This window comes from Legionella clemsonensis (assembly GCF_002240035.1).
GTDB lineage: Bacteria > Pseudomonadota > Gammaproteobacteria > Legionellales > Legionellaceae > Tatlockia > Tatlockia clemsonensis.
Genome location: NZ_CP016397.1, coordinates 2,940,591 through 2,959,492 on the forward strand (window position 1 = coordinate 2,940,591; position 18,902 = coordinate 2,959,492).

The following is an 18,902-nucleotide window of genomic DNA, read 5'->3' on the forward strand; positions in this document are numbered from 1 at the left end:
ATTAAACCAAGTTTTCTTCAAGCGTTAACCATTTTTTACCACGAATTTCAGGTCTGACTTCTTGCATGCGATTGTCACAGTCAACAAATACCACAATGGGTTGGTGTTGTTGACAGTTCTCTTCCGGCAGTTGAATGAAGGAAGCGATGATAATAATATCACCCGGGGTTACCAAATGGGCTGCAGCACCATTGACGCAAATCTCCGTTGAATTTTCTTCACCAGTAATTGCATAGGTCTCAAAGCGAGTACCCGCGGTTACATTCCAGACATTAACAGCCTCATTAGGTAAAATATTGGCAGCGATAAGTAACTCAGGGGCTATGGTTATACTTCCTTCATAATCCAAGTCGGCATGAGTGACTCGTGCACGATGGATTTTTGATTTCAACATTTTTCTATAAAACATGGCCTCAACCCGGAAAGCAACTAAAGGTTGTTAAAATGAATTTCCGGACACTATAATAGCATAGAGTGTATTTTACAAACAGCATACTCAGCAGACAGCCTCATTCACTGCAACAGGCTGTCTTGCGCAAGATTAATGTTTAGAAATTTCTTCCAGGGTTTCGCCTTTAATTCTTTCCTCAGGACAATTTACAGCAATATCGCCCAAAGAAAGAACGCCAGTTAGTTTTTTATCGTCATTTAATACCACTAAGCGGCGAATTTGATTTTCTCTCATATATTTGGAGGCTTTTCTAACATCATCATTTTCAAAACAATAGAATACCCCTTTGTGCATGACATTTTCCACAGGTGTGTTCAAATCTTTACCTGCAGCAAGCCCACAGATAACAATGTCTCTATCCGTTATGGTACCAATCAGTTTATCTGTTGCTCTATCACCAATGGGTAAAAAACCGGTGTCTAGTTCACGCATTTTTTTTGCAGCGTCGCTAAGGGTACTGGTTGCGAGTAAATATTCTGGATTTGGGGTCATGATTTCTTTTACGTCCATGATGCACTCCTTAATTAATCTGTTTTATCCTTCACTGCTTCATGATCGATTTAAATCAACATTAGTCATTTAGCTAATGCAAAAACGACCGTATCACTCTAATTATAACAATTTTTAGCCAAACTTAAAAAAATTAGCTTATTTGTTTTTTATTAAAAGGAAGATTTTTTGAAAAAATACCCTCTATTCTGAAGATAAAGGGTATTTAAAAAGAAATGTTTATAGCTGCGCTCTAGAAGAGGCATCCGGTTCAGGCCCTGATTTCTCTGCTTCAAGTAAGTTACTGCGTATCGCTTTAACCTCTTGCACTATCTTACTATCCGTGGCATAAAGACGATTCTTGTCGATGCCAAACAGACTTATGAAGCAATTGGCAATATTTTTTAACATTTTTATGGCCGCTTGGTAAAGAGTAGGCTCTGTAGATAAATCACCTTTAATGGCGTCATCCACTGACTCCCGGAACTTGGTTTTAAAATTCTCGACTCCCTCCGAAGTAGGGTCACCCCTCAGTAAAGATAGCGCCCCTGTTAAATCCTCATATAAGGTTTGAGCCGCTCTTTGAATAGCTCGCCCTCTAGTAGAAGTAACTTGAGGCAAAAGTTTTGTAATTTTCTGCTCATATTCATCTACAGCGCCCTGTGCTTTCACTAGGAAGTTCTGAATTTTTTCTTGCTCTTTACCACGTTTCTCCTCTTCAGCGCGTTTCTCCTCTTCAGCGCGTTTCTCCTCTTCAGCGCGTTTCTCTTCTTCAGCGCGTTTCTCTTCTTCAGCACGTTGCTCTTCTTCAGCGCGTCGCTCTTCTTCAGCACGTTGCTCTTCTTCAGCGCGTCGCTCTTCTTCAGCGCGTCGCTCTTCTTCAGCGCGTCGCTCTTCTTGACGAACACGTTCTTGCTGGCGATATACTTCTGCAGTTTGACGATGACTTTCTTTTTGTCTAAGTTCTCTCTCCAAATCCACTTCCCACTCTTTAAAATTATCATAGATTGGTCTTAACGCCTCTTCTTTATACGTCTGAAGAGTGGGCAGTTCTTTCTTATATTTTGAAAGATCCCCCATTTCACTGAGATAGCTCTGCATTGCTTCTCTCAATGCATCAATAGCTCCCTGCAAATCTCCTTTGCCTATTTTTTCTGTTGCCTCTTTCTCTTTTATTTCCATAGTTTCTTTAAGTGCGGTTAAACGCTCCAACTTAGACATGATTGCCTCCTAATATTTGCTCTATATCAATTTTAGTCATTTAACCTTAAGGAAAGCTGACGTATTTATTGCATTATTGTTGGTTTTTTGTAAAAAAGGTCTAAACAATAAATTTACTTAGCCACTATCTCTTCTTTAGATATCTCTCAGCAGGCTCATGAAAAAATTAGAATTTTTAGGCGTATCTAGGTACTATTAACTCCTCTATCGCAAATAAACGTTAAAAGGAGATAATCGATGTTGCGATTAAAACGAGGAATACTTGCTGTTCTCATGCTAGGCAGCAGTCCGTTATTCGCCGGTAGTATGGGGCCTGTATGTAGTCCGGGTACAGTCACAGTCCCTTGTGAATGGAGTGGCTGGGACTTTGGTGTTAAAGCACTCTACCTTAAACCTGCCTATGATGTGGATTATGGCTATGGTCCCTTTGCCACTGTCGATGGCATAACACGCCACTATATTGATACTGATCCTGATTGGCATTGGGGCTTCATGCTAGAAGCTTCTTACCGTTTTAGTACGGGTAATGACTTAAACCTAAACTGGTCTCATTGGGATGATAATCGAAACAATTACAGTTATGCAGGCGCCTTTGTATCGGGTTTCGCCGGTGCTTTATTTGGAACTACTCAGTTTGAGCCTGAATGGGATGCTGTCAACTTAGAATTCGGCCAGCATGTCGATTTTGGCGAATTTAAAGACATCCGCTTTCACGCCGGCGTACAATTTGCACATATCGAACACGAAACCAGAGCTTCTGGTTATTCAACCATCATACCAGCAACTTTACCCTTCTCTTTTACTATTGATAGTCAGTTTAATGGTTTTGGGCCACGTGTGGGTAGCGATATGACTTATAACATTGGCCATGGTCTTGCTATTTATGGTAAGGGGGCAGCCGCTATTCTGGTGGGTACTGGAAAATTTAATGCCGGTGTTACCGTACCTACCCTGGTTGGAATGGCCTCTAGTGGTTCAAAAACGACAATTGTTCCTGAATTGGAGACCAAACTGGGTGCTAAATACGGTTGGGTGATGACGCAAGGCACATTGACGCTGGATGCTGGGTGGATGCTCGTGCATTATTTCAATGCCAATCACTTTATGAGTGTCTTTGGTACCCGAAATGAGTCTGGTTTTGCTCTACAAGGGCCTTATGTGGGTTTAAACTGGCTTAGTACGGTCTAACTAGTGGAAAAAAGTTCATCCTTCCATGCTCAAACCTTGTACTGAAAGGTATCGCGCTTAAAAGGAAGCGCAGTACGTAAGCAGTATAAAATCTTTAAACCAGGAGATCCTTCAAGCGACGATGTCGCTTAAAGGATGACAGTAATTTGTGCAGCTATCTATTACATTTCAAAATGCCTATTTTAAATTCTATTCTATACTTAAATAAAAACTACCACAGGACGTCATTTGAAAATGAAATTTCTCTGTCTAGCCTGTTGTTTTTTTTGCAGTTTTTGTCTTGCAGACACTCCTAAGGTGACTATTGGATCACCTCTTTTCGATCCGCCTTATATTATCACCTCAACCTCGGTTATACAGGGGTTTGATATCGATTTAATGAATACAATTTGCTCAAGACTTCAATGGGAATGTCAATATAAACCCCTCAAATTTGTTGATCTTCTTGCTGCAGTTCGTAATAATCAGGTGGATCTCGCTATTGGATCCATTGTTATTACGCCTGAGAGGATGCAGGAATTTATTTTTAGCACTCCTTATTTACCTTGTGATGGGGGTTTTACTGTACTAAAAAACAGTGCAATTAATAATCTTAACGATTTGCAAGGGAAGCGCATTGGCGTCCTACGTGCACGTGAATATTATCCATATTTATCTGAAAATTTTATTAACCAATTTACAATCGTACCTTACAGCAACTATCAAGATCTCTTTCTTGATCTTAAAAGCGGCAAAATTGATGCGGTATTTGGTAATTATTTTAGTACCTTGTATTTGGCTCATCAGTATCCGGATGACGTTAAAGTTCTTAAAGAACATTTTCAAGTTGGAGAAGGATTAGGTATCGTTGCTTCACCGGTCAATCAAGAAAAAATTGATCAAATTAATAAAGTAATTTTACAACTTCAGGCCGATGGAACTTTTGTTGGGCTATACAATTATAATTTTGAATTTTTTACACAGCAGCCAATTATTCGCAATTAAGCAGATGCCTTTAACTTCCAGCGCTTGTGAAGCCAGTGCCACTGTTCTGGGTGCGCTAGAATAATGCGCTCCAATGCTTGATTATAAGCAAGCGTATTTTGATAAATAGACTCTTGTGTCGTCTCATAATCTTTCCAGTAGATGGGCTCATGAAACTCAAGGACATGTTTGCCGTTTGGCAGACGATAACCTGCTGCAGGGACTACAGGAACACCTGTATGACGTGCAAAGCTGGCTAAGCTACGATAAGTGCCGGCTTTTTTGCCAAAAAACTCGACTGCCACGCCATCACGATTCACAAGAGAGGCGTGCTGATCTAACACAAAAACAACAGCGTGATTTTGATCCAGGGCTTGGCAAACCTGCTCTAATGAGTTCTTCTTGGGAATAACATTTAAACCGGCCCGATAATAGCGGCGAAACAGAAATTGCTCAAGCACCTTATTTCCTAATGTACGACGGATAAAATGAAATTGACCTTTAAATTCTTTAAAATTCAATATTCCACCGAGTGGGGCAAACTCCCAGTTGCCAAAATGTCCTGTTAAAATTAAAACCCCTCTCTCTTCTGCGACAATATCCAGCAATCGTTGATAACCCCGAACCTCTACGCGCTCCCGCAGTTTTTTTTCACTGATGAAGCGTAACTGGATAATCTCTTTAATTGAAGTTGCCATGTGCGAGTAGAATGCCTTTGCCAAGCGTTCTTTTTGCAAAGCGGTTAAACTCTCCCCAAAAACTTGGTTAATATTTGCACGAATAATGCCACGCCGATAGGGAATAAACCGATACAGGAATCGTCCTATCAGCGAAATACGCAACTTTTCTATTTTAGTATTTAGTTCAGTCACAGGCTTTTATCACTATAGAAGCATTCATGCTGGCAAATCCGCGATTAATCATTAACGCTGTTTTTGCCTTGTCTAAATAACGATGTTCTGCCTTAATATTTAACTGCTCACAAGCAGGTGCAGCCTGTGTAAAATTGGCAATACCTGGCACACATTTATGTGTCAGTGCATAACTTGTTAATACCGCATCAATAATACCAGAAGCACAAATAGTGTGTCCCATTGCCCATTTAAAAGCAGTCACCGGAACATTGGCAAACACAGCATGAATGGCTTTCGCTTCACTGTTATCAGATTTTACATTGCCATTACCGTGAGCCACGACCAAATCAATCTCATCAGGATTTATATTTTGGTCATCTAAAGTGCGTTTTATTAAGCTCGCTAACTCTTCACCATCCGCGTCAAGGGAAAATAAACCTGTTGCCTCACTTGCTGAAATACCGCCTGCGATTTCGCCAAAACAACGCGCTGAGCGGGCATGAACACTTTCTTCACTTTCCAATACTATTGCTGCAGCACCCTCAGCTAACACAGTACCATCATGTTCTTTGTCGAAAGGTTTTAAATGCCGATCGCTTAGTACCCCCAGTTTCTCATAGTAAAAAAGCGCTTGCGGTTCGATACTGATGTCATAGCCCACAACAATTGCTCTATCAGCCTGTCCCAGAGCAATCGCATGATAAGCTTCAATTAGCGCCTGTGTACCGCCTACAGCATGATTGGTCACATTATGATTAGGACCTTTGAAACCGTAGGTAATCCCTGTGTAAGCCAGTACATTATTAGGTAAAATACGTAATAACCACATAGGATGAACTTCATTAAAGAGTTCATCAGCAAACGTTTTCATATCTCCCTGCGTTTTGGCCAATAAAGGTAAAAAATCTTCCTGCTGAAAATATTTATTACCCGGAGAGCCCACATAGATAGCTGTTCTATCATTAAAATACTCCGTCATTTCCGGAGTTAAAGTAGTGCGGTAATCCATTAATTGACTATGATTGACTGCCTGTACTGCAGCATTGATCCCTATTACATCCTGTCGGGAAATTACTTTTATTAATTTACGATCAGGAAGCATTTTTGCCGGCTGAAAATTTTTAAGTTCGCCGCCTAAGCGATGTGACCATGAAGACAAATCCCATTGCTTAATTTCATCAATGCCAGTCTGACCCTTTAAAATGGCTTCCCAGGTGCTATCAGCTGTCTCACCACATGCTGTTACTGCACTTAATCCGGTCATAAAAACGCGATTGGAGTTTTTCATTAACTCGCTCCTCCAAACTCAGGGTGCTTAAATAATAAACAACTATTGGAGCCACCAAAACCAAATGAATTTGAGAGGACAACCCCTAAGGATTTTTCCCGAGGACCATCAACGACATAATCCAAATCACACTCAGGATCTACTGTCGTTAAATTTGCGGTTGGCGGAATGTGTGCATGCTGGATACTTAAAACTGACAGCACTGCTTCGAGAGCGCCAGCGGCCGCAATTAAATGTCCTGTCTGGCTTTTTGTCGAACTCACAGGAAGTTGTTTAGCATAGTCTTTAAATACTGCTTTTATCGCATTGGTTTCACTTAAATCATTCATCTTGGTTGATGTGCCATGGGCATTAACGTAATCCACATCTCGAGCAGTCACTTGAGCATCCTCCAACGCTCGTTGAATCGCCTGAATGGCACCATCCCCATTTGGATGAGAATCAGTGATGCGATAAGAACTTAGAGAATTACCCTCACCAGCCAACTCCGCATAAATTTTTGCACCACGCGCTTTTGCTTTGCTCCATTCTTCAAGAATTAAAAATGCAGCACCCTCACCAAGCACAAAACCATTACGCGTTTTATCAAAAGGCCTGCTTGCCGTTGCCGGTGTTTCATTGTAAGTGGATAAAGCACCCAACAAGCAAAAACTGGATAAGCCAAGGGGATTAATCATTGAGTCGAAACCACCTGCCAGCATAAAATCTGCTTCGCCTCGGCGAATAACCTGCATGGCTAGTCCCAGAGCCTGCCCTCCTGACGCACAAGCAGTGTGTACCGAGGATGCATAACCTTTGATTCCAAACTGCTGAATTAGCAAAGAAAGACCTGAGTTAGAAGTGGTCTTACCAAAATCAACTAAATGGTAAAAATCTCGTGCTTTTTCTTGCAAGACTTGCCAATTAACGACTCCATCAGCAGCACAAGTGTTTTGAAAGCGTTGTAAATAGCTAAATTCAGCAGTCATCATACCGCTACCAGTTACCACGCCCCAGCGAGAAGCGGTTTGCAGAGAAGGAGTAATACCTGCATCATCAAAAGCTTGATAAGCAGCCTCCAGTGCATATTGGGTAAACGGCATGGCAAAACGATTGTGTTTGCCTTTTATACAGGGATTAAGTTGAAATCCTTTCACTTCTGCAGCAATGCGAGTGGGGAAACCGCTGGCATCAAAATGCCTGATTCCAGCAATTCCTGACTGGCCTGCCATTAGATTCTGCCAGGTAGAACTAACATCATTGCCCAGGGGTGAAACAATACCCAACCCTGTAATTGCCACTCGTCTTTTGTTCATAATTAGCAACCTTTTGCAGTCATAACTAACTCTAAAACGCAGACGCGCTTACCTTCGACCTCGCTGCGATAACTTAAAATTAATTGTTGGTCATCCTGCTGTTTGACCTTCACATAGCAGGTAACAATATCACCCGGGTAAATAAATTCATTCATTTTTATTTTACGCAGCTCACTAATTTGATACGTGGTAGCAAACTGTGCTTGAACCAGAAACTCGCGCGCCAAATTAAGCTTGCATTCCAATAAAACAGTCATTGGCAGTACCGGTTTTCTGGGAAAATGATCAGGAAAAAAAGGAGCTGCTCGAGTGATATTTTTTTCAGCAACTAATGAAATACCAGGTTCTGAGGCTAAAATTTTATCGAAAGACAGTTTTGGAATACGAGGAGTCAGGTCGATATCTATCGTTTCTTGTGGTGAATGAGCGTCTGGTGACCACTCTCCAGGCCGATAAATTTCCTGGAATTGACGACGCACCTCTTGTTCATCAATAAATTCATCCATTGATAGCAATGGACCCAAAGCGCCATCCACCCGAAATACAATTTCCCTGTTGATGCGGGCAATGCTGTGATACTGTACCGCAGTATCATCAAGTCTTTCTATAAATGATTCTAATTCAAGAGTTTCACCAACATAAGCAGCACGATAAACACGCGCGCTAGCGACTACTCCAGCTACTGGACGCAAGCTAAATTGGTTAAAAGACATTACATTCCATGCAGCCAATTGGCCTAGCGTTTCCCCTATTAAAGAAGGGATAAAACACAACCGGCCAGTTTCATCGTAGCATAAATAAGCATCATCCTGTGTTACATGCTTTATCCCTCGGATGGATTCACCCGGAGATAACTGCAGAATTCTATCGACAAATAAAAACCGCATCAGGCTGGTGTTTCACAAGTTTTTTGTTCATTTACAGCGGCCACAACCAATTTACAGAATGTTTCGACAGTAAACAGTGTAGGAATTTCATTGACTTTCAGGTTTGCCTTGAAGTAATCAGCCGGCACTTCACTTAAATAATTTCTGAGCGCTTGCATGCCTTTAGGAGTCAGTATGCCCCCTTTTTCAAACTCATCTTCAGCCAAATCACCACGGGCATTTTTCTCAAGTTGACCCCGAGGTATTTTAATACTGAATTCTTTTTCAAGCTGAAAAACTAAATCAAGAAAATCAATTGATTCAGCACCTAAATCGGCTATCAATCGACTATTTAGAGAAATTTCTTCTTCATCAATAACCAAAACATCAGCGATAATTTCCCTTACCTTAGGGTACACGCTTTCTACATTCATTTTTCTTCCTCAGAACTCAACTGGTTTTCAAAATCGGGAAGTATATCATAAATTTTTGACAGACAGCTACGATAATAAAGTAAATCCAGGGTAAATATTTCTTATTTTTTGCTCATTTTGCCTTGCTTGCTCCTGCATGAACATGCAACAGAATTGATAGTATTTATTGATAAATGAGAGAGAATAAATTCTCTTTAATTGATGATTAGAGTTCACGTAATGAATTCAGGTGCCTAAACAGAAAAGCAAACCACGCCGATTTTTCGCTCTTCATCCTGATGACTATAAAAAAATATCATTATCTTTTATACTTTTCCCCTGGATAAAAAGTTTAAATGCTTTTCTTAATGAGTAGTGGAAATAATGCAAAAAATTAGAAAAATAATTGTCTTATCTGTTCTTATTGTTTTACCTCTTTCCCTTGCATATTCTTTCACAACCACTGACGTTCACCCCCACGCGACAGACGTTAATCAAAATCAAGAGTTTCGTGATATGGTCATTGCCCATATTCGTTCTGTTGCCAATCATCGCATTTTTCACACCCCGATTGCAGAAACCTCACTGGATAAGCTTTGGAATACCTCCTACCAGATACCTAACTGGAGTACTGACATAGGTATTTATTATCAAGGTACCCAAATTGGTCGAGCCAGCGTTCAGGGTCCCAATTTACCCCAGGTTTTGCAATCGGCTACTGAACATGCTTTAAAAAATACAAACTTAAAACCAATAACGGCTAAAGAATTAGAACAATTCCGCTTTAAGGTAAATTTTGACTATTACCCTACGCAAACCTATGCCTTTATTGAATATTTAAAAAGGGGATTAGAACTATTGGGAAATCGCGTGGCCGTAAGACGTTTAGAGGTGCCTTTGATCAAAGAACAAATAGCCAATAGTCAACATTATTTGCTTAATGTAATGCATCCCTCTCTATATGGATTTTTTAAGTTTTATGACGCGGGACAGGATAAACAAGAAAAGCGGCTACGTACCATTTATAGTGCTTCCAGTTTGTATACTCTCATGAAACTTTATCAATATAACCATGACCCGATACTGGAAAAAAATTTCAAACCTATTGCTAAATTTATAGTCTCCATGCAGGTACCTTCTGGTCCTCATGCAGGAGGATTTTATTACTCTTTTAATCCTGTAACATCCAAAAAACAATGCCGTGTTGTTGTGGGGACAACCTCCAAAACCATTTTTACGCTTTTAGAACTGTATCATTTTTATAATGATGATAGCTATCTCGCTACTGCTAAAAAGGCAGGTGATTGGTTATTAACCATGATAAAACCTGATGGCAATGTATCACCTATTGCCAAATGTGAAGGAACAGATTGGCATGTTTACGATAGATATTCTTTCCTTTACTCAGGCCAGGTCCTTTCAGCACTTTCACGCTTGTATGCCATTACCAAGGATCAACGTTATTATAAGGGCGCGACAAAAATTGCCAATCATTTTAAAGAAGAGGTTAAGCAACAAGGCGCCTTTGTTGGCGATGATTTTCGACCCAAGAATTCTATTTCTACCAGCTGGGTTCTCATGGCAATGATTGACTATGCCAAAATTAATAATGAGGCGGTTTATCGACGCATTATTCAAGAAACCGCTGCAAAAATATTGTCGCTGCAAATCACCAATAAACATGATGCTTACACTTATGGACGCTATCGTGATGCTATTACTCCTAGCGGCAATGGTTGGATTAATGAAGTGATGGGGGTTCTTTATGACTTTTGTCAAAACGAGCATTTAAACAATTGTGATCAGTATCGTCAGCCCATGTTATTAACTACTCGTTGGCTATTACAAAATGCCTATACCAAGGCCAACACCTATGATGTCAAAAATCCGGAACGAGCCATAGGGGGGTTCATTACCAATTTTAGCAGTCAAACTGTACGTACCGATGCTGTTTGCCATGGTGTAAATAGTTTGCTTAGCTTGTTAGCTATGGTAGGGGACACCAAAGAACCCTTATTGGTAGTTCCCGAAAGACCTTTTGCCGAAATTTTACCCTCCTTAAGGGCAGGCAGACTCACGTGAGTTCGACAGAACATTTAAGTGATTGATAGTTGCTCTTTCTGGGGCCCCGGTTTATTTACCGCGGCACCCAACCCACCAAATGTTATATATTTGACCAGTTTATGATAAAATTATTCACCTTTATTTAAATTTGCATTCTCTTATGGCTCAAATTATCGATTTATTCAATTTAATACCCGCTACACGCTCCTTATTGGCCAACCTTTTAATTGCGAATAAAAACAAAACTACGTTTGCGAAAGGTTCTCATTGGGTTAATGACGAGGAAATTATTCTTAGTCATCGTATCATCATGCACTTAAACTCCAACGCCACCAAAAATGTCTATGAAGTTCTTGATGACAATCTTTACGGCAAAGGGTGTTTTGGCGAACTTTATTTAAGTTTAGTCACGCTGGTGTTTGAAGAAAACACATTAATTGCCAAAATTAGGCCGGAAGAAAAACAACGTCTGGTCAAGGCACAACCTTTAAAATATGTTTCCAAAGAACAAGCCGAAAGAGAGGTTAGTAATTTAACCACCTTGGGATTTTTTCATTGTAAACCACTGACTATCGACGATGCACAAAGTTATATTACCATGCGTAAACTACCTGGTGTGCCTCTTAAGGTATTAATTGAAGCGAATCAGCTCACTATTCAGCAAAGATATAACTTAACCTGTATTTTAGTGCAAACCTATAAAGAGCAAATCATGGAGAAAGGTTTAATCCATCGTGATATTAATCCCGGAAATATTTTAATCAATGAGCAATTTGTTACCCATTTTGTCGATGCGGCATTTGCAATTCCTAAGGGATATGATGATTCTAGAGACCACCATGGCGCTATTCCTTATGCAGCCCCTGAATGCTATTCACTCTATGAGAACAGCACGGTTAAAACAGACATCTATGCCCTGGCTCGAGTGCTCATGCTTGTCTGGGGGGATGATATGTTTGGCAATCCCGATTTTCGTCCAACCGATGTGATTTGGACTGCCAAACACCCTTCTTTTGCCACCTTATTCTCACGCATGGATGAAATTCCGACGTGTCATGAGGAAATTCGGTCCCTGCTACGTAGCATGATGCATGAAGACGCGTTTGAAAGAGCCGACCTTACCCAAATTTTCACAACTTTAGACGGGTTAGCCAACCAATTAACTCCTATAGCTAATCCTGACAAAACTACCTTTGTAAGTTCTGTCAATTCTGCAGCCCCAGTAAAGGTAGATAGCGAAAGCAATGAGACTCCATCTGAACTTTCAAATCCTAATGTTAACAACTATTATACTGAAGATGATGAGGAAGGCTATAATGCCTATTACGGCTTTACTTAAAGAGCACGCAAGATAACTTGCATGCTTCCCCTTATCCAACTCGACTATAACCTGCATCTACAAATAGAGTATGAGCATTAATCATTTTTGCTTCCGGCAAACAGAGAAGATAAATGGCATCTGCTACATGTTCTGGCGTGAGAGGCTCGGCCGATAAAGCATGAGCATGATATTCATCCAATAATTGCTGGCGGTTAGGAAAGTGCTTTAATGCATCCGTATCAACCACACCTGCTGAAACTGTATTCACAGTAATGCCAAATTCTGCTAATTCAAGACTTAAAGAACGAACCAGCGCTTCCAGAGCAGCTTTGGAGGCACCAATAAAGGCATAATTGGGAATTGCCCGATGTGAGCCTAAGCTTGATAGAGCAATAACACGGCTTTGAGGTGGCATTAATTCACGTCCCTCAACTACCAAGTGATTTAGAGCCAAAGCATTGGTCTCCAAACACCAACGCCAATGTTTGGTCGACATTTTTAACGCGGGCTTTAAAACACCACTAGCCGCATTACTGATTAAAAAATGAAGTGCTGAGAAATGTTCTCGAAATTGCGCAAACATTTCTTTTACTGACTGGTGATCCGCAACGTTCGCCTGCAAGGCGACCGCTTTGCGTCCCAGTTGCTGAATGTCTTCAATCAAATGTTGAGCTTCGTCTGAACTATTATAATAAACAATTGCAATGTCGCTGCCAGCTTGTGCTAATTTTAAAGCAGTCGCTTTACCAATACCCCGCGCTCCGCCGGTTATCAATGCCACTTTGTTAGCAAATACACCACTCATTTAACCTTTTCCTCTGGGTAAAAAAGCATCAAAACTACAGTGAATAATATTATCTGTCAATGCTAGATAACGTCCATCTGGCAAGATCATACCTTGTATGATACTTCAACACTCAAACCTTGAGTAAATATTGTCATCTTGCCTTGAGCAATGTGAGGGAGGATATCCTTGCTTAAATGGCATTTCCAATGTTTTTCTTTTGAAGTATTCTTGTCTCCCCGACACTAACTTTGTACCATCAGCAAACACTATTAAAAGGCATTGTTGTTAATGAAACACTCTTGGTTAAAAACGGTTTTTCCCATTGCCGCTATTTTTTCATTTCGTATGCTTGGTTTGTTCATGCTGATTCCAGTGTTTACCGTGTTTGCTGGTAAACTTGAAGGGGCAACCCCTACCTTAATTGGTTTTGCCTTGGGAAGTTATGGCTTAAGTCAGGGGTTGCTGCAAATGCCCTTTGGCATGCTTTCCGATCGGTTTGGTCGTAAATCAATACTCACGATAGGTTTGGTTATTTTTGCTTGTGGCAGTTTAATCGGCGCATTAAGCCAGTCAATTTATACAATGATAGTTGCAAGAATTCTGCAGGGTACAGGCGCAATTGGTAGCGTGCTTATTGCGCTTATGGCTGATTTAACACCGGATGAATATCGGACAAGAGCCATGGCTGTGATTGGTATGACTATTGGTTTGTCATTTAGTTTAGCCATGGTTGTCAGTCCTGCTATTACTACCCATTTTGGTCTAGCCGGCATTTTTTATTTAACCACAGTCCTTGCTTTCATGGGGCTTTATTTATTGCATTTTGTGATACCAACACCTCGAAAAGAAAGTTTCCATGTTGACAGTGAAGCCAATCCATCTCTTCTTAAAACAGTATTGGCTAATCCACATTTACAACGCTTAAATCTGGGAATATTTTTTCAACATTTTATTTTAACAGCGACCTTTTTTGTGATTCCCCTCCTTCTGCAGCAACACATTAATCAAAAACAGTTATATCAGCAGTGGCATTTTTATTTACCATTAATGGTTTTCTCGTTTATTTTCATGATTCCTTTTATCCTGCTGGCCGAAAAAAAGCGGAAAATGAAATCTGTTTTTATCAGCTCTGTGATGACAGTTAGTCTAATGCAACTCTTTTTAGCCTTTATGAATCAACAGTGGCTTGGTTTATGGATTGTAATGTTTTTTTATTTTATTGCCTTCAATATTCTTGAAGCGACTCTACCTTCCTTAATTTCCAAACAATCTGAAGCCACTAGCAAAGGAACAGCTATGGGAGTCTATTCCAGCAGTCAATTCTTAGGGATTTTTGCAGGTGGTGCTCTTGCTGGAGTTCTTTATCAGCTGGGTGGGAGTATGCTGATATTTATTGTGAATGCTTCTTTAGGTGTAATCTGGTTTATCATTGCCTTATTTATGAAGCCTGACGTTTATTTATCAACATTGATCTTAACTTACCCTACAAACATCAAAGATACACAACAGCTATTGGATTTATTAAAAAACTTGCAGGGAGTGCGTGATGTAACCATTTCTCAAGCTGAACAAGTTATCTACTTGCGTGTTGATAAGTCTTCCTATCAAGAGGGAAGTGCCGTAAAACTTTTACAGCAAATCACAAGTTAACGTTAAAGGTTAAGGTTTCAATAACGGATGGATCATAATCCGGTGAAACTTATCTCACCCACGCCTACGCAATCGCTTTCAGATTAGTTATAATTCTGCTCTAACTTTCGCATACAGGAGAATAAGCATGGCACGTGGCATTAATAAAGTAATTCTAATAGGCAATGTCGGTGTAGATCCCGATGTTCGATATATGCCTAATGGCAATGCCGTAACAACAATATCGCTTGCAACTAGTGAAACATGGAAAGATAAGCAAACAGGCGATAAACAGGAACGTACAGAATGGCACCGCGTGGTTTGCTTTAACCGCTTAGGTGAAATAGCTGGTGAATATGTTCGCAAGGGTTCTAAACTTTATATTGAAGGCAGTTTACGTACTAGAAAATGGCAGGATCAACAGGGACAAGATCGCTACACTACAGAAATTGTAGCGAATGACATTCAAATGCTGGATGCCAAGTCTGGTTCTTCAGGTTTTGACGAGATGCCAACCGCAGCTGGAGCACCAATGAATCAAGGCATGAGTCGTAAACCACAAGCTACCCAGGCACCTCAGGGAGCATTTGAAGAATTGGATGATGATATTCCATTTTAAAATCTCAGAAAGATTTTAGCCTCACTTAAACATCCTTGTTACCTTGATGATTTTATGAGCATCAAGGTAACCTTCTTGTAATGCTCTAATTGTTATTATTTTATTGTTAATTGAATATTTTCTATTTGTTTCAATGTTCCGCTCCCTAATTTGGGGGTAAAAAAGCCTCGCTGGACTCTGAACAATCTACCTAAATTTGTAGATTTATTTAAACATTCCTCTATTAATTTTTGTTGAGACTCTAAAGGGGCTGCTTTTATATAGCTAACAATATTTTCCTTCTGCCCAGCAAGTGCTTTAAAAATAGAGGGCGCAACAAATTTTTTTGTCTGTAACAAAGCTACTAAACCTTGAGCGCTAGTGCTTTGTTTAAGAATTTCCTTAACTTCTTCATCCTGCATTATTTCTGTTGGGGAAAGAGTTGTCAGAAAACTGAATGGATCGTTAATATTATCAGGATTATAGGTTTCCAGATTAGGATCTGTTGCCTTATGATAACAGGTTTTACCAGGGTGACGGATAGAACTATAAATTCCTATTTTCCTATCCGTGGAATGAACTATGCCCGCTTTAATTTTCTCCCTTACTAAATGAACTTCAATTTCTTCTAACATATCCTGACATTGCTTTTCCTGCCCAGGCAAGATATAGAGGGTGAATTGCATCCCGTCAAAAAATCTTAACGCATTCTCAACCTTTTGTTTTCTTCGCTCTATTAAGCATTCGTATGTGTGCATTATACGAGTAAATAGCATTTCTTTATTGGGATTTAGAAGATAAAAAAAGTGAAGCAATTTATTATAATATTTTTGTACAGCAGCAATTAAGCGCCATTGACTATAACTGTAACTTTTTAACTCCTGTGATAATTTATAATATTTACTACTTAAGAAATTTATATCTTGTGAATTGAAATTATGTTGAAGCTGTTTATACTCACGCTCCAATTCGTCTAATTTTCTCTGTCTATCATTTTTAAATTTTTCAATAGCGTTATAATTTGTCACCTTAAAGAGTGTATTTTTTTGACAAAGAATAGGGAAAATTATATCCCAGGCTTTATTCAAATCATCGGAGTGAATACTAAGACGCGCTTTCCAATTAGTATCAACTTTTCTATATAAAGGAGTTTTTAGCAAGTTACGAGGACGAAAATAAATAAAACTGGAGCCATTGAAAGATCTAATAAGAATATATTTTTTATTGAAGTTACTTTCAAGAGGAATTAAAGCTTCTGGATTGATAAGTTCAGAGTATTTCATCATAAATTAAATTTATTATAGTGCGCGCCATTTTAGCAAATTGCCCATAACTCATGCACCAATTTAATTTCAACGTCTAAAACCTAATAGAAAAACAACTGCTATGTTACGATTAACAAAAAGCCCGCTTAAAGCGGGCTTTTTGTTAATCAAGGCGTTACTCTTCAGCTTGTTCTTCCATGGGCCTATCAACCAATTCCACGATAGCCATAGGAGCGTTATCGCCAGGACGATAGCCGCATTTTAGAACTCTGACATAACCACCCGGACGCTCTACATAGCGAGGACCTAAAGTCGTGAATAATTTTCCGACAGCACTTTTTGAGCGTAATCGATCAAAGACATAACGTCTTGAAGCAACAGAATCCTTTTTACTAACAGTGATAAGAGGCTCAATGTAGCGACGCAGTTCTTTTGCTTTGGGCAATGTTGTTTTAATCAATTCATGCTCAATTAACGATGTACACATATTTGAAAACATCGCCTTTCTATGGCTACTTGTGCGGCTAAAACTACGGCCTGAATTACGGTGACGCATGACAAACTCCTAAATATTACTCGCCAAGATTTGCTGGCGGCCAATTTTCAAGCTTCATTCCCAAAGATAAAGAACGTGAAGCAAGTACGTCTTTAATTTCAGTGAGAGATTTTTTTCCTAAATTTGGTGTTTTTAACAGTTCATTTTCAGTCTTTTGAACCAGATCACCAATATAATAGATATTTTCTGCTTTTAAACAGTTAGCGGAACGTACAGTAAGTTCCAGATCATCAACTGGTCTTAGCAAGATAGGATCGAAATCATTTCTTTCCTTATTATCAGTACGCGATTCTTCAAACTTCATGTCAACAAAAGCATGTAACTGACGTTGCAAAATAGAGGCAGAAATACGAATAGCCTCTTCAGGATCAAGAGTACCATCAGTCTCTAAATCAATGGTTAACTTGTCCAAATCTGTTCTATTTTCAACACGGGCGCTATCAACAAAGTAAGCAACTTTTTTAACTGGTGAAAAGGTATTATCAAGTTTCAATTTACCAACAGATTTTTGTTCAATTTCCTCATCAAAATTTCTAACGAATGAGTCTGTTGAATGAAATCCTACACCTTTTTCAACCTTCAAGGTCATGTTCAACTTACCATTTTCATTGAGTGTAGCGATGACTAACTCAGGATTAATAATCTCCTGACCATGAGTTAATTGAATATCACCAGCCGTTACCTGACATGGACCTTGCTTACTTAAAGTTAATAGTGCTTCCTTTCCAGTGGTAATTTTAATAGCCACCTGCTTTAAGTTTAAGAGGATATCAACAACATCCTCTTGAACACCTTCGATGGTGCTGTATTCATGCAGTACGCCATCAATAGTTACTTCAGTAATTGCATAACCGGGCATAGATGATAAGAGAATTCGTCTCAACGCATTACCGAGGGTATGACCATAGCCACGCTCTAAAGGCTCAAGAACGACTCGTGAGTGGTAAGGCGACTTAGCATCTACTTTAAGTACAGATGGCGTCATCATTTCTTGTATATCCATTCGGTTTGTCTCCGAGCTTACTTAGAGTAAAGTTCTACAACTAAATTAACATTATAATAGGTGGATAAATCATTCAGTGTTGGTACAGTTGAAAAAGTGCCTTTGAAAGTACTTGAATCAACCGTTAACCAATCACAAGAAGCACGCTGCTCAGATAGCGCAACAGCAGCTTGAATTCGACCTTGCCCTTTAGCCTTTTGACGTATAGAAACGACATCACCAGGCTTGACCAGGTAAGAAGGAATGTTAACCACCTGATCATTAACCAATATTGCTTTATGTGCAACTAACTGTCTGGCTTCAGCACGAGTACTGGCAAAACCCATTCTGTAAACAACATTATCAAGGCGTCTTTCAAGAAGAACCATTAAATTCTCGCCAGTAGATCCTGGTTGTCTAGCTGCCTTTTTATAATAGTTATGAAATTGTTTTTCCAGAATGCCATAAAGGCGTCTGATTTTTTGTTTTTCACGTAATTGCACACCGTAGTCACTAAGGCGAGGTTTATTGGCACCATGCTGCCCTGGCAGCTTTTCAGACTTACACTTTAATTTGTGGTCACGAACACCACTTTTCAAGAATAAATCAGTGCCTTCTCTACGTGACAATTTACATTTTGGACCAAGGTATCTAGCCATTAAAAACTCCTGA

General features: G+C 39.6%; 19 protein-coding genes. 6 read left to right on the top strand and 13 right to left on the bottom strand.

What is annotated here, in order from left to right; genetic code table 11:
* Position 1: 1 nt before the first annotated feature.
* The 3 genes from panD to clem_RS13045 form a co-directional block, all read right to left on the bottom strand.
* A complete protein-coding gene (gene panD, locus clem_RS13035; protein ID WP_094091948.1) occupies positions 2 to 409 on the bottom strand; it encodes an aspartate 1-decarboxylase in 408 nt (135 codons plus the stop codon).
* 132 nt (positions 410 to 541) lie between these two features.
* Positions 542 to 961, bottom strand: a complete 420-nt coding sequence (locus clem_RS13040; protein ID WP_094091949.1) for a CBS domain-containing protein — start codon at positions 959 to 961, stop codon at positions 542 to 544.
* A 219-nt stretch (positions 962 to 1,180) separates the two neighbouring features.
* A complete protein-coding gene (locus tag clem_RS13045) occupies positions 1,181 to 2,161 on the bottom strand; it encodes a hypothetical protein (RefSeq protein WP_094091950.1) in 981 nt (326 codons plus the stop codon).
* A gap of 237 nt (positions 2,162 to 2,398) precedes the next feature.
* Here clem_RS13045 and clem_RS13050 point away from each other — a divergent pair, with 237 nt between their 5' ends.
* Together clem_RS13050 and clem_RS13055 are read left to right on the top strand one after the other, a co-directional pair.
* Positions 2,399 to 3,349 carry an Lpg1974 family pore-forming outer membrane protein gene (locus clem_RS13050; protein ID WP_094091951.1) on the top strand — a complete coding sequence of 317 codons (951 nt, stop codon included), beginning with the start codon at positions 2,399 to 2,401 and terminating at the stop codon, positions 3,347 to 3,349.
* A gap of 234 nt (positions 3,350 to 3,583) precedes the next feature.
* Complete coding sequence (locus clem_RS13055) at positions 3,584 to 4,333, top strand: transporter substrate-binding domain-containing protein (protein WP_094091952.1); 750 nt, start codon at positions 3,584 to 3,586, stop codon at positions 4,331 to 4,333.
* Here the strand turns inward: clem_RS13055 and clem_RS13060 are convergent.
* The 5 genes from clem_RS13060 to clem_RS13080 are packed head-to-tail and all read right to left on the bottom strand — an operon-like array spanning position 4,330 to position 9,049.
* Entirely contained in the window at positions 4,330 to 5,184 is an 855-nt protein-coding gene (locus clem_RS13060; protein ID WP_094091953.1) for a lysophospholipid acyltransferase family protein, read from the bottom strand. The two genes, clem_RS13055 and clem_RS13060, sit on opposite strands and share 4 nt — an antisense overlap.
* Positions 5,177 to 6,454 (bottom strand): beta-ketoacyl-[acyl-carrier-protein] synthase family protein, encoded by a 1,278-nt coding sequence (locus clem_RS13065; RefSeq protein WP_094091954.1) that lies wholly within the window; start codon positions 6,452 to 6,454, stop codon positions 5,177 to 5,179. Before clem_RS13065 ends, clem_RS13060 begins: the two co-directional genes overlap by 8 nt.
* A complete protein-coding gene (locus clem_RS13070; protein ID WP_094091955.1) occupies positions 6,454 to 7,749 on the bottom strand; it encodes a beta-ketoacyl-[acyl-carrier-protein] synthase family protein in 1,296 nt (431 codons plus the stop codon). The genes clem_RS13065 and clem_RS13070 overlap by 1 nt, the downstream gene beginning before the upstream one ends.
* A gap of 2 nt (positions 7,750 to 7,751) precedes the next feature.
* Positions 7,752 to 8,636, bottom strand: coding sequence for a hydroxymyristoyl-ACP dehydratase (locus tag clem_RS13075; RefSeq protein ID WP_094091956.1), 885 nt, complete (start codon positions 8,634 to 8,636; stop codon positions 7,752 to 7,754).
* Positions 8,636 to 9,049: an acyl carrier protein gene (locus clem_RS13080; RefSeq protein WP_094091957.1), complete on the bottom strand. Its 414-nt coding sequence runs from the start codon at positions 9,047 to 9,049 to the stop codon at positions 8,636 to 8,638. Before clem_RS13080 ends, clem_RS13075 begins: the two co-directional genes overlap by 1 nt.
* A 363-nt stretch (positions 9,050 to 9,412) precedes the next feature.
* Here clem_RS13080 and clem_RS15210 point away from each other — a divergent pair, with 363 nt between their 5' ends.
* Together clem_RS15210 and clem_RS13090 are read left to right on the top strand one after the other, a co-directional pair.
* The gene (locus clem_RS15210; RefSeq protein WP_232505491.1) at positions 9,413 to 11,110 is read left to right on the top strand and encodes a glycoside hydrolase family 76 protein; all 1,698 of its coding nucleotides are present in this window, start codon (positions 9,413 to 9,415) and stop codon (positions 11,108 to 11,110) included.
* Between the two features lie 142 nt (positions 11,111 to 11,252).
* Entirely contained in the window at positions 11,253 to 12,431 is a 1,179-nt protein-coding gene (locus clem_RS13090; protein ID WP_094091958.1) for a protein kinase domain-containing protein, read from the top strand.
* A gap of 31 nt (positions 12,432 to 12,462) precedes the next feature.
* On the opposite strand, the gene fabL is transcribed toward clem_RS13090, so the two are convergent.
* Positions 12,463 to 13,218, bottom strand: a complete 756-nt coding sequence (gene fabL / locus clem_RS13095; RefSeq protein WP_094091959.1) for an enoyl-[acyl-carrier-protein] reductase FabL — start codon at positions 13,216 to 13,218, stop codon at positions 12,463 to 12,465.
* Positions 13,219 to 13,488: 270 nt separating this feature from the next.
* Here fabL and clem_RS13100 point away from each other — a divergent pair, with 270 nt between their 5' ends.
* Positions 13,489 to 14,850, top strand: a complete 1,362-nt coding sequence (locus clem_RS13100) for an MFS transporter (protein WP_094091960.1) — start codon at positions 13,489 to 13,491, stop codon at positions 14,848 to 14,850.
* A 127-nt stretch (positions 14,851 to 14,977) separates the two neighbouring features.
* Complete coding sequence (ssb, locus tag clem_RS13105; RefSeq protein ID WP_094091961.1) at positions 14,978 to 15,448, top strand: single-stranded DNA-binding protein; 471 nt, start codon at positions 14,978 to 14,980, stop codon at positions 15,446 to 15,448.
* Between the two features lie 95 nt (positions 15,449 to 15,543).
* On the opposite strand, the gene clem_RS13110 is transcribed toward ssb, so the two are convergent.
* From clem_RS13110 to rpsD, 4 genes are all read right to left on the bottom strand, one after another.
* Positions 15,544 to 16,713: a hypothetical protein gene (locus clem_RS13110; RefSeq protein WP_157698252.1), complete on the bottom strand. Its 1,170-nt coding sequence runs from the start codon at positions 16,711 to 16,713 to the stop codon at positions 15,544 to 15,546.
* Between the two features lie 154 nt (positions 16,714 to 16,867).
* Entirely contained in the window at positions 16,868 to 17,248 is a 381-nt protein-coding gene (rplQ, locus tag clem_RS13115; protein ID WP_094091963.1) for a 50S ribosomal protein L17, read from the bottom strand.
* A gap of 16 nt (positions 17,249 to 17,264) precedes the next feature.
* Positions 17,265 to 18,251, bottom strand: a complete 987-nt coding sequence (locus tag clem_RS13120) for a DNA-directed RNA polymerase subunit alpha (RefSeq protein WP_094091964.1) — start codon at positions 18,249 to 18,251, stop codon at positions 17,265 to 17,267.
* Between the two features lie 17 nt (positions 18,252 to 18,268).
* Positions 18,269 to 18,889 carry a 30S ribosomal protein S4 gene (gene rpsD, locus clem_RS13125; RefSeq protein WP_094091965.1) on the bottom strand — a complete coding sequence of 207 codons (621 nt, stop codon included), beginning with the start codon at positions 18,887 to 18,889 and terminating at the stop codon, positions 18,269 to 18,271.
* Positions 18,890 to 18,902 lie beyond the last annotated feature (13 nt).

Bases quoted from the DNA above. Each gene is read 5' to 3' on its own strand.
- rpsD (WP_094091965.1), bottom strand. From the start codon at position 18,889: ATGGCTAGATACCTTGGTCCAAAATGTAAATTGTCACGTAGAGAAGGC.
- clem_RS13090 (WP_094091958.1), top strand. From the start codon at position 11,253: ATGGCTCAAATTATCGATTTATTCAATTTAATACCCGCTACACGCTCC.
- panD (WP_094091948.1), bottom strand. From the start codon at position 409: ATGTTTTATAGAAAAATGTTGAAATCAAAAATCCATCGTGCACGAGTC.
- clem_RS13040 (WP_094091949.1), bottom strand. From the start codon at position 961: ATGGACGTAAAAGAAATCATGACCCCAAATCCAGAATATTTACTCGCA.
- clem_RS15210 (WP_232505491.1), top strand. From the start codon at position 9,413: ATGCAAAAAATTAGAAAAATAATTGTCTTATCTGTTCTTATTGTTTTA.
- clem_RS13100 (WP_094091960.1), top strand. From the start codon at position 13,489: ATGAAACACTCTTGGTTAAAAACGGTTTTTCCCATTGCCGCTATTTTT.
- rplQ (WP_094091963.1), bottom strand. From the start codon at position 17,248: ATGCGTCACCGTAATTCAGGCCGTAGTTTTAGCCGCACAAGTAGCCAT.
- ssb (WP_094091961.1), top strand. From the start codon at position 14,978: ATGGCACGTGGCATTAATAAAGTAATTCTAATAGGCAATGTCGGTGTA.
- clem_RS13065 (WP_094091954.1), bottom strand. From the start codon at position 6,454: ATGAAAAACTCCAATCGCGTTTTTATGACCGGATTAAGTGCAGTAACA.
- clem_RS13070 (WP_094091955.1), bottom strand. From the start codon at position 7,749: ATGAACAAAAGACGAGTGGCAATTACAGGGTTGGGTATTGTTTCACCC.
- clem_RS13110 (WP_157698252.1), bottom strand. From the start codon at position 16,713: ATGATGAAATACTCTGAACTTATCAATCCAGAAGCTTTAATTCCTCTT.
- clem_RS13055 (WP_094091952.1), top strand. From the start codon at position 3,584: ATGAAATTTCTCTGTCTAGCCTGTTGTTTTTTTTGCAGTTTTTGTCTT.
- clem_RS13080 (WP_094091957.1), bottom strand. From the start codon at position 9,049: ATGAATGTAGAAAGCGTGTACCCTAAGGTAAGGGAAATTATCGCTGAT.
- clem_RS13120 (WP_094091964.1), bottom strand. From the start codon at position 18,251: ATGGATATACAAGAAATGATGACGCCATCTGTACTTAAAGTAGATGCT.
- clem_RS13050 (WP_094091951.1), top strand. From the start codon at position 2,399: ATGTTGCGATTAAAACGAGGAATACTTGCTGTTCTCATGCTAGGCAGC.
- clem_RS13045 (WP_094091950.1), bottom strand. From the start codon at position 2,161: ATGTCTAAGTTGGAGCGTTTAACCGCACTTAAAGAAACTATGGAAATA.
- clem_RS13075 (WP_094091956.1), bottom strand. From the start codon at position 8,636: ATGCGGTTTTTATTTGTCGATAGAATTCTGCAGTTATCTCCGGGTGAA.
- fabL (WP_094091959.1), bottom strand. From the start codon at position 13,218: ATGAGTGGTGTATTTGCTAACAAAGTGGCATTGATAACCGGCGGAGCG.